This is a genomic window from Shouchella shacheensis (genome assembly GCF_001484965.1).
GTDB classification, from domain to species: domain Bacteria; phylum Bacillota; class Bacilli; order Bacillales; family Bacillaceae_D; genus Shouchella; species Shouchella shacheensis.
The window spans coordinates 1-7,685 of the sequence record NZ_LLYY01000061.1 but is presented as its reverse complement, the minus strand read 5'-3'; the positions used below and the strand labels follow the sequence as shown (position 1 = coordinate 7,685).

The following is a 7,685-nucleotide window of genomic DNA, read 5'->3' as shown; positions in this document are numbered from 1 at the left end:
ATTAATTTTGAGGTCCGTTCATCTTTTTGGAGACTTTTTCAGTGGCCTCTCAACATCCACAGGAGCTTTTTTTGCATTTTCGTCAATTTTAACGGTTCCCAATAAGTCAGCCCCACCTTCCTGTACAGGGCGCTCCTTAATATAAGTCCGGACATTTGAGACGACCTCATCGATATCCCCTGCAAGATACTGGGCAATATCAATCACATGCGTACCAATATCACCAAGTGCTCCCGCTCCAGCATATTTCTTTTGGAATCTCCATGAAAGTGGCGAATTTGGATCTGCACTCCAGCTCTGTAAATACTGTGTCCGTATATTGAGAATCTCCCCAATCGTTCCTTCATCAACAAATTTCTTTGCCAGTACAACAGCTGGTACACGCCGGTACTGATATGCACACATGGAAATAATCCCTTTTTCTTTTGCTCTTTCGGCTGCATCAACCATTGCTCTTGCATCTTCCGCATTATTCGAAATTGGTTTTTCACACAAGACGTGTTTTCCTGCATTCAAAGCAGCAATTGAAATCTCTGCGTGTGAATCGTTCGGTGTACAAACGCTTACAATATCGATTTCAGGATCATTAACAATATCCATATAATCAGTGGTGCTTTTTTCAAAACCAAAACGTTCTTTTGCGTCTTTGGCTACATCACTGTCAATGTCACACACCGTTTTCAGTACAGGTTTTGCAACAGCTGGCCAAAACAATTTCGGAGCATTCGAATATCCTACAACATGCGCCTTCCCCATAAAACCTGCGCCAACCAATCCAACTTTTAATTCTTTCATTATGAATCTTCCCTTCATTATTAAGTATAGTCTAATTTCATTATTTCGGTATAATTTTAAGCTTCTAATTTACCTTTTAAAAATTCGTACGAGGTCAAGCTTGCTTCTTTTGGTTCGCCATTATAACCGTCAATTTCAACTAACCAGTCCCCTGTATACCCTTCTTTTCTCAGAAAGTCTATAATTTCCTCTATCTGAAGATCACCTTTTCCAAGCGGTACAAACGCGCCGTCTTTTAAATCTTTTAAGTGAACGTATTTTATTCGATCCTTATATTTTTTAATCATCTCCAAAGGGTCTCCTCCACCTGCGGCTAAATGTGCAAGGTCAGGACAAAAAGAAATTGGCGATCTGGCAAAGAGCTTGTCCACCTGTTCAGGTGACTCCACCATCGAACCTAAATGCGGGTGATAGCTTGCCACCATACCATTCTTCGTGACAACCGCTTCTGCTCGTTTCAACCCATCAGCTAATTGATCATAATCTTCTTCGGAATTTCCGTTTGGCCTTAAAGCCCCGCCTCCCAGAACGATATGTTTTGCATCGAATTTCGAAGCTAATTCACTTATGCGTTCAATTCTCCACAATTCATCCTCCAGAGCATCGTGATAAATATAGTTTGCTCCAATATAAACACCTAGAAGAGAAACATTATTATCTGCTAATAGTTCCTGCAATTCGTCAGGGTTTTCCGCAAAGCGTTCGAGGTTACCATCAAACATTTCAATACTTGAATAACCCTGAGAAGCCAACGTTTTAATCACCTCCTCATCGTGACAAAGTGTCTCATATCGACTATCTTTAACACTTGTCACACCACCATTAGAGCCAACTTGTATGCCATAGCCATTTGTCATATAACCTACTTTCATATCAACACATCCTTTACGTAAATTTATCTTATGAGGATTAACACTCATAACTTAACACTCATTGAAAGCGGTGTCAATATTATTTTCGTAATTTATTACGCAAATAAAGCCTTAAATCAACTCATATATCGCTTGACCCAAAAATATTACCGTTAAAAAAGGGGGTCTTTGTTTTTTTTTGCGTAAATAAAGGTGGTGGTTTCTCTTATTAACTTGGTATAGTTGGCTCAGACGAATATACTTTTAAATAGTGGGATTGAAGATTTTCTCTATCCAGAGAAAAACTCGAAGCTTCTGGCCGGCAAACGATTGATTTTGATTATCTGCATGAGGAGTTGGCCAAACCACATGTCACATTGACGTTGCTTCATGAGGAATATGCGAGGAAAGCCCGGGAACAAGAGAAGATTCCCTATGCTTATCGGACATTCACGGAGCATTACCACCACTTTGCCCAAAAGTATAAAGCGACCATGCGAATCAGACGGAAACCAGGGGAAGTGTTAGAAGTAGATTGGGCAGGTTCTACTTTATTTATGATTGATCAGGATTCATGAAGGCAGAAAACAAAGAAATGGATTTTGAGACATTATTCGGTATCTTAATTGATCATGAAGAATCCCGCCGGAAAAGTAATAAATTAAACCTTCTTCTCAAACAGGCAGCGTTTCCTGAATCGGCTTCAATCGAAGAGATCATGTATTATGAAGACCGGAAACTGGAGAAAGATTTACTCCTGCGTCTAGCCAGTGGGAGCTACATTCTGGATGGGCGGAATATTATCTTTAAAGGCGTGTCTGGGGCCGGGAAATCGTGGATGGCCATCGCATTTGGCGTACAAGCGTGCCGGCAGTTCTTCAAGGTACAATACACACGACTTCCTGATCTATTAGAGGATTTTAAAATTGCAAAATATCAACAGGATGACAGTTATGTCAAACTAATGAGGAAGCTTCAGAAGGTAGATCTTCTTATTCTTGATGAATGGCTGCTTCACACCTTAACCAATGAAGAAGCAGCTCTCCTTCTTGAAATCATTAACACAAGGCGCCAAGCAAAACAATCCAACATCTATTGTTCCCAATTCGATATTGATGGATGGTACGAAAAACTGGGAGATGGCACCCTAGCAGAAGCCATTCTCGACCGAATTGTTCATGATTCCTATGATATTTTTATTGATGGAAAGGTATCGATGCGTGAACGTCTTGGTGTGCAAAAACAAACGGCAAACGATGTAAGGAACAACGATCTTTTATAAAAACCAGAATACGAACTGAAAGGGAGTTTTAAATGAGGGATTACATGACCATCGCAGAGGCTGTCGAACTCCTACACAATTATGAGATTGAGTGCAGTGAGAAAGATGTCAGGCAATGGATAACTGAAGGTGAAATCGAAGCAACAGAAAATGGAGCGGACTACAATATTAAAGAGCAAGCTGTGTTATCTTTCCTGGTAGATTTAAGTTATGTTGGAACAGCTTATGAAAAAGGAATCAATGATGAAACCAAAATCGTAAGACTCGAGGAAAAGGTGGGAGCGTTACAAAAGGAGATTGATAAGCTTCGTTGTGAGAAATTGAAGCTTGAACTTAAATCTGGATCCTTCCATTTTAATGGATGAAGCTATTCCCCGCCCATGGGCGGGGAATAGCTTCATCTACTATAGTGCTCACCCATGTCATAGATAGCTCTCTATTATGTCCTTAGTGGCTCAACAAATGGTACAACTGACCCTATCTCATGGCAATATTCAATCCATGCTTTTCATGTGTGGTAACGGACTCCGCAATGAGTGGTACATTCCCCCGCAAAAGGTGGTAAAAAAGACCACACAAGTGGTAAAAACCGTCCGCCGTATTCATTTAAACCCAAACTTTTTATAAAAACTATAAGCAAAGAACATAAACTATCTTACTTCATCCAATCCTTCGTCTATGAGTTTAGATGCATACTCGTACAATACCTTGTAATCTTCGGCATCCACTGGGCTTTCTATTTGTTCCACACCGTTCTTTACTTTTGTATATTCAAAAGGTGTGTCCTTCCCCCAAACTAGGGGAAACATGTCGTTTTCAATCCAAGGTGAGTTCAAATATTTAAGGTTAAAATCATTTCTTTGAGGTACTGTCATTACTGCAATATCGATAACTTTTAATCCCAACTTCACCCACATATGGAATTCTCTTGGTGGATCCCAATTATAAGCCATCCCTACCCCTGCAGGGGAGAAGTCAACTTTACCAGCAACTAATTGTGCATCTAAATCAAACTTTTCTTTTAGAAGTTCTTTTGTTAAGTAAGAGGTGTAGACACAAGCATCACCCATACAAATATTGTTATCTCTAAAAGCAAGAGAGATATTTTTGGCAATTAAGTGATCAATTAATTCCTTGTGTTGATTCGTTTTTTTCTGAGCCATTTAAAACCATCTCCTTTTATATATAATCCTCAGGTTTTTGGCAAAAGCTATTGTATTGTGTCTTACTTTTTCGTAGTAACCTCTGCAATTCAGGCGGATTAGGATCACCCGTCTTCAATAAAGCTTGGGTAAATACCAAATACTTATCGCCTTCATACTCATATTCGAAAAATATAGCTCTGTCCAGTTGGTTATAATGAGATATAATCAGGGTAATGACTAATTAACCTTGGTAATTAGCCCTGTCGATCCGAAGGCTTGCGTTCCTACGTGAGCTACTCATGTAGGTGAGATGGGGCTTTACATATTTATATGCCCCGCTTAGTAGCGGGGTTTTTTATTTTATTATTGAAGGTTCAACAAGTCCTCAACTAGTTCTCTAATTTCATAATCGGAAAGGCCGGGATAAGAACCCATGTATTACCTCCCTCTTAGATTAAAAATATCATAGTTATCCGAATAGTCAATCCATTAGACAAAACTTATCCCCTGTCGACTTCATCGATGATCTGGTTTCAGGAAAATCCCCTCGTCAAAAAACAAATTTCCTTCACGATCAGGACGATCCCTAAATGAATACATAATACAACCCTTAGATTGAATAAGATGTAAAAAAAAGGGGGGGCATGGATGTCAATTAAAAAGTTCAAAATCGTAAATGCTAATGAAACATTATCATCAGCTTTAAAAAGTGAGTCTAAAAAACTGGTTCGACACATCAATAAAGAGACAAACCCAAAAAGGACAGAAGCAGTCTTAGTTAATGATACCGTTCTAATTACGGGTAAAAACGTATCACCGACCTCCAAAGTCTATATAACAAACCCTAGAACACTTAAAGATTTCACTGAAGAGTTTGAGCAAGACTTACAAGGACCTATAAGGCAGCTGAAAAAAGGAATTAGGTTTAAATCAAACTCAGATGCGAGCCCTCACAAAAAATTACAAAGCCGAGATGAAAACCTTGAATGAGACTCAGACCAGCGTTGAAAAAAAGATTGAAATAGCGGAGAAATACGCACAGCAAGCCAAACGGGCTTTAGTACAAACCAAACTCACTGAAAAGCTTAAAAAGCAATATATATCAATGGAAAAGATTCTCGATGAAGCAACAGAATTTAAACCCCATTTAGAGGAAAAGACAATAAGTGAGATGGTGCAAGTTGGTACTCTGATAACACAAAGAATCCAGAAGTTTTCATCCGAAATAAAGAGTCACTAATTTAAGTTGGGCTCAGTAGCCGGAAAAACCTAACCTGACAAATGTTCAAAATCAAAATTGCTCTCTATGTATTTTATTCAGGTAAAAGTTTGTTGACTACAAGCGTTTGAAAGAGCAAAAAACAAGGATCAAATTGATCCTTGTTTATGCTCGTGTAGTTTTTTTAGCAAATTGCTTAATGACTTTATCCATATTATTTAAACGCTGTAGATAATCTCTTTCAATACGCTCTTGGCTATACTTTTCGGGGGCACTGCCAATAAATTGTACATTTGATTTTATTTTAGGCTCTGTCATGCTTTCATCCCCTTTATCAGTTTTACAACTGTATTATAACATAAGGATGATTTGGATTGTATCATCGCCTTCAATGGAGCCATTCAGGGACCCCTCGCCCTCGCTGTAGTATCTGGACAACTAATATCCACGAGTATCATCCCAAAACCCTTGTACCTTTATAGAACCTTTGCCTTTGCCCAAGCGAGGAAATCGCAAACACAAAAACTGTGCAAACTTCCCTCTAAATAAAGATCTTACTATTAAACATAACCTTTAGAACAAAGTTTGCACAGCTATGATATTGGTTTTGGCTTGCCTCGCCCACGATGAACTCTGGAACGAGAAATATCCACTTTCCTTATCAACCCATTATATTGATCAATTTGTTCTTGTGCATCTTTGATGGTTTCATTAGAAAAACTTGGCCTACCGTCAAGCTCTAATAGCGGAAAAACACAACAGCTGCCTGAAGAATCAGGCAGCTGCATTGTCACCTTTAGCTTTCATATTTAATCCTCAGCGTTTCTTACAAACACGTCGCCTTTCATAATTAAGCGAACCGTTCGATCCAGTCCAACCGCGGCGACATCCTCCCCATCATTAGTGGGAGTTACGGCAACTTCGGCAATGCCGTCCGGGTGGCCAATTCTAATGATACCGTTTTTTTCGCGGTTGCGAACAAACTGATTTGGGAGCGTGCCAGGGAGGTACGTTGCAGCAGCAATATTGTACAGCCCGCTGCCCGCGAACGTCCTGTGTACGTTCCCCATCGAAATCATCTTTGCGAGGATATCGACGTCTTCGGCATGGACCGTCTTGCCGGACGTCGTAACGTAGGTCTGGGGCTTTCCGACGATGGCAATTTTCGGAATGGCCGGTGCGTTTGATGCAGCTTCCAGCGTAGGCTCCAACCCACCCACAACAGCTGAATGCACCCGAATACGTTCTAACTCGGATAGCAGCGAATCGTTGCTGCTAAGCTCATCGTTTGCTTCTGTGCCGCTTAAGCCAACATCTTCAGCTGCTACATACGTAAATGGGTTTACGAGATCAACAAAGGAGTAGCGATCGTCTTCATTTTCATAAATGGCACCTAGCGGCAACGTCTTTCCGGTTTTCCCGCCGCCAGGGTTAAGAATGCGTACTTCGTATTTCGCCCCTGTTCTCACTGTCCCTGGCATGGGATAATCCCCTTGCACTTTTGGAACACCGTTAATTAATGGAACAGTAATCGAAATTAACTTATCAATGTTCGTATTCCATGCTTTCACTTCGACCTGGCTGCCCGCTCCACTCACATAATGTTCGTTAATCGCGAATGCACCAACAGCCGCCATCAAATTTCCACATGTTCCTTTGTCATCGACAATTTCTTCTCCAACCCCAACTTGATAAAAAGTGTAATCCACGTCAGCCTCAGGGTGGCTTGGTGGAGAAATAACAACGACTTTGCTCGTATGACTCGTGCCGCTACCTAAGCCGTCGACTTGCGATCGGTTATACGCATCCATGACATCCATAAATATACGATGGCACTCTTTTTGCTCAGCAGGCAAATTTTCCTTATGAAAAAACACACCTCTGCTCGTACCGCCACGATATACGCTGCAACGTATCGCCTTTTGTGACATATCATTTCCCCCTTTACGTGCTTCCATTCTGGTCAGAACGCTTCTTCTTCACTCGCTTCATCATATAAGGGCTCACAACTGCTGCCACGGTAACAATAATCATAATTATAAAAATCGGTCTTGTGAAGAAAGCGGCAAACGTTCCGCTTCCATACAACTCCACAGCACGCATAAGCTCGCTGTCCGCGATCGGTCCGAGTACAAGCCCTAATACAACGGCAATCACGGGATACTGATACTTACGTAAATACCAGCCGTTAAGCCGAATAAGAAGACGAGCATGGCATCAAACATTAGGTTACGCAAAGCAAAGGCACCGAGAATGATGAATACGGTAACAATTGGTATGAGTACATTCGTTGGTACTCTGATGAGTTTTCCGGCAAAGATACAAAAAATCGCACCCATAATGAGGAGGCCACTGAAAAAGTCTCCAAAAAGATGAACGGACCTCAAAATTAA

General features: G+C 40.7%; 12 protein-coding genes. 5 read left to right on the top strand and 7 right to left on the bottom strand.

The features are described 5' to 3' along the window. Nucleotides 1-18: 18 nt before the first annotated feature. Both AVZ68_RS19225 and AVZ68_RS19220 read right to left on the bottom strand, forming a co-directional pair. A complete protein-coding gene (locus AVZ68_RS19225) occupies nucleotides 19-795 on the bottom strand; it encodes a Gfo/Idh/MocA family protein (RefSeq protein ID WP_245628187.1) in 777 nt (258 codons plus the stop codon). A gap of 56 nt (nucleotides 796-851) precedes the next feature. Then, nucleotides 852-1,667 (bottom strand): sugar phosphate isomerase/epimerase family protein, encoded by an 816-nt coding sequence (locus AVZ68_RS19220; protein WP_059106194.1) that lies wholly within the window; start codon nucleotides 1,665-1,667, stop codon nucleotides 852-854. Between the two features lie 335 nt (nucleotides 1,668-2,002). On the opposite strand from AVZ68_RS19220, the gene AVZ68_RS19215 reads away from it, so the two are divergent. The 3 genes from AVZ68_RS19215 to AVZ68_RS19205 are packed head-to-tail and all read left to right on the top strand — an operon-like array spanning nucleotide 2,003 to nucleotide 3,293. Beyond that, a complete protein-coding gene (locus AVZ68_RS19215; RefSeq protein ID WP_157404751.1) occupies nucleotides 2,003-2,224 on the top strand; it encodes a hypothetical protein in 222 nt (73 codons plus the stop codon). Continuing rightward, on the top strand, nucleotides 2,221-2,928 hold the full coding sequence (locus AVZ68_RS19210; protein WP_059106192.1) for an ATP-binding protein: 708 nt from the start codon (nucleotides 2,221-2,223) through the stop codon (nucleotides 2,926-2,928). Before AVZ68_RS19215 ends, AVZ68_RS19210 begins: the two co-directional genes overlap by 4 nt. Before the next feature lie 44 nt (nucleotides 2,929-2,972). Beyond that, nucleotides 2,973-3,293: a helix-turn-helix domain-containing protein gene (locus tag AVZ68_RS19205; RefSeq protein ID WP_157404749.1), complete on the top strand. Its 321-nt coding sequence runs from the start codon at nucleotides 2,973-2,975 to the stop codon at nucleotides 3,291-3,293. Between the two features lie 285 nt (nucleotides 3,294-3,578). On the opposite strand, the gene AVZ68_RS19200 is transcribed toward AVZ68_RS19205, so the two are convergent. Further along, nucleotides 3,579-4,091, bottom strand: coding sequence for a hypothetical protein (locus AVZ68_RS19200; RefSeq protein WP_059106190.1), 513 nt, complete (start codon nucleotides 4,089-4,091; stop codon nucleotides 3,579-3,581). 630 nt (nucleotides 4,092-4,721) lie between these two features. Here AVZ68_RS19200 and AVZ68_RS19195 point away from each other — a divergent pair. Together AVZ68_RS19195 and AVZ68_RS19190 are read left to right on the top strand one after the other, a co-directional pair. Continuing rightward, a complete protein-coding gene (locus tag AVZ68_RS19195) occupies nucleotides 4,722-5,063 on the top strand; it encodes a hypothetical protein (RefSeq protein WP_059106189.1) in 342 nt (113 codons plus the stop codon). Beyond that, nucleotides 5,056-5,313, top strand: a complete 258-nt coding sequence (locus AVZ68_RS19190; RefSeq protein WP_059106188.1) for a hypothetical protein — start codon at nucleotides 5,056-5,058, stop codon at nucleotides 5,311-5,313. The genes AVZ68_RS19195 and AVZ68_RS19190 overlap by 8 nt, the downstream gene beginning before the upstream one ends. 144 nt (nucleotides 5,314-5,457) lie before the next feature. Here the strand turns inward: AVZ68_RS19190 and AVZ68_RS20415 are convergent, their stop codons facing one another. The 4 genes from AVZ68_RS20415 to AVZ68_RS19175 form a co-directional block, all read right to left on the bottom strand. Then, nucleotides 5,458-5,610, bottom strand: coding sequence for a hypothetical protein (locus AVZ68_RS20415; protein WP_157404747.1), 153 nt, complete (start codon nucleotides 5,608-5,610; stop codon nucleotides 5,458-5,460). A 491-nt stretch (nucleotides 5,611-6,101) separates the two neighbouring features. Then, nucleotides 6,102-7,223 (bottom strand): PrpF domain-containing protein, encoded by a 1,122-nt coding sequence (locus AVZ68_RS19185; RefSeq protein ID WP_059106187.1) that lies wholly within the window; start codon nucleotides 7,221-7,223, stop codon nucleotides 6,102-6,104. Nucleotides 7,224-7,236: 13 nt separating this feature from the next. After that, the gene (locus tag AVZ68_RS19180; RefSeq protein WP_059106186.1) at nucleotides 7,237-7,449 is read right to left on the bottom strand and encodes a hypothetical protein; all 213 of its coding nucleotides are present in this window, start codon (nucleotides 7,447-7,449) and stop codon (nucleotides 7,237-7,239) included. Next, nucleotides 7,446-7,685: tripartite tricarboxylate transporter permease (locus AVZ68_RS19175; RefSeq protein ID WP_180316740.1), on the bottom strand; the 240-nt coding region annotated here is incomplete at its 5' end. The genes AVZ68_RS19175 and AVZ68_RS19180, both read right to left, overlap by 4 nt.

What these genes read in the sequence shown, in the direction of transcription:
- AVZ68_RS19200 (WP_059106190.1), bottom strand. Translation starts at nt 4,091, where the DNA reads ATGGCTCAGAAAAAAACGAATCAACACAAGGAATTAATTGATCACTTA.
- AVZ68_RS20415 (WP_157404747.1), bottom strand. Translation starts at nt 5,610, where the DNA reads ATGACAGAGCCTAAAATAAAATCAAATGTACAATTTATTGGCAGTGCC.
- AVZ68_RS19220 (WP_059106194.1), bottom strand. Translation starts at nt 1,667, where the DNA reads ATGAAAGTAGGTTATATGACAAATGGCTATGGCATACAAGTTGGCTCT.
- AVZ68_RS19205 (WP_157404749.1), top strand. Translation starts at nt 2,973, where the DNA reads ATGACCATCGCAGAGGCTGTCGAACTCCTACACAATTATGAGATTGAG.
- AVZ68_RS19225 (WP_245628187.1), bottom strand. Translation starts at nt 795, where the DNA reads ATGAAAGAATTAAAAGTTGGATTGGTTGGCGCAGGTTTTATGGGGAAG.
- AVZ68_RS19210 (WP_059106192.1), top strand. Translation starts at nt 2,221, where the DNA reads ATGAAGGCAGAAAACAAAGAAATGGATTTTGAGACATTATTCGGTATC.
- AVZ68_RS19195 (WP_059106189.1), top strand. Translation starts at nt 4,722, where the DNA reads ATGTCAATTAAAAAGTTCAAAATCGTAAATGCTAATGAAACATTATCA.
- AVZ68_RS19185 (WP_059106187.1), bottom strand. Translation starts at nt 7,223, where the DNA reads ATGTCACAAAAGGCGATACGTTGCAGCGTATATCGTGGCGGTACGAGC.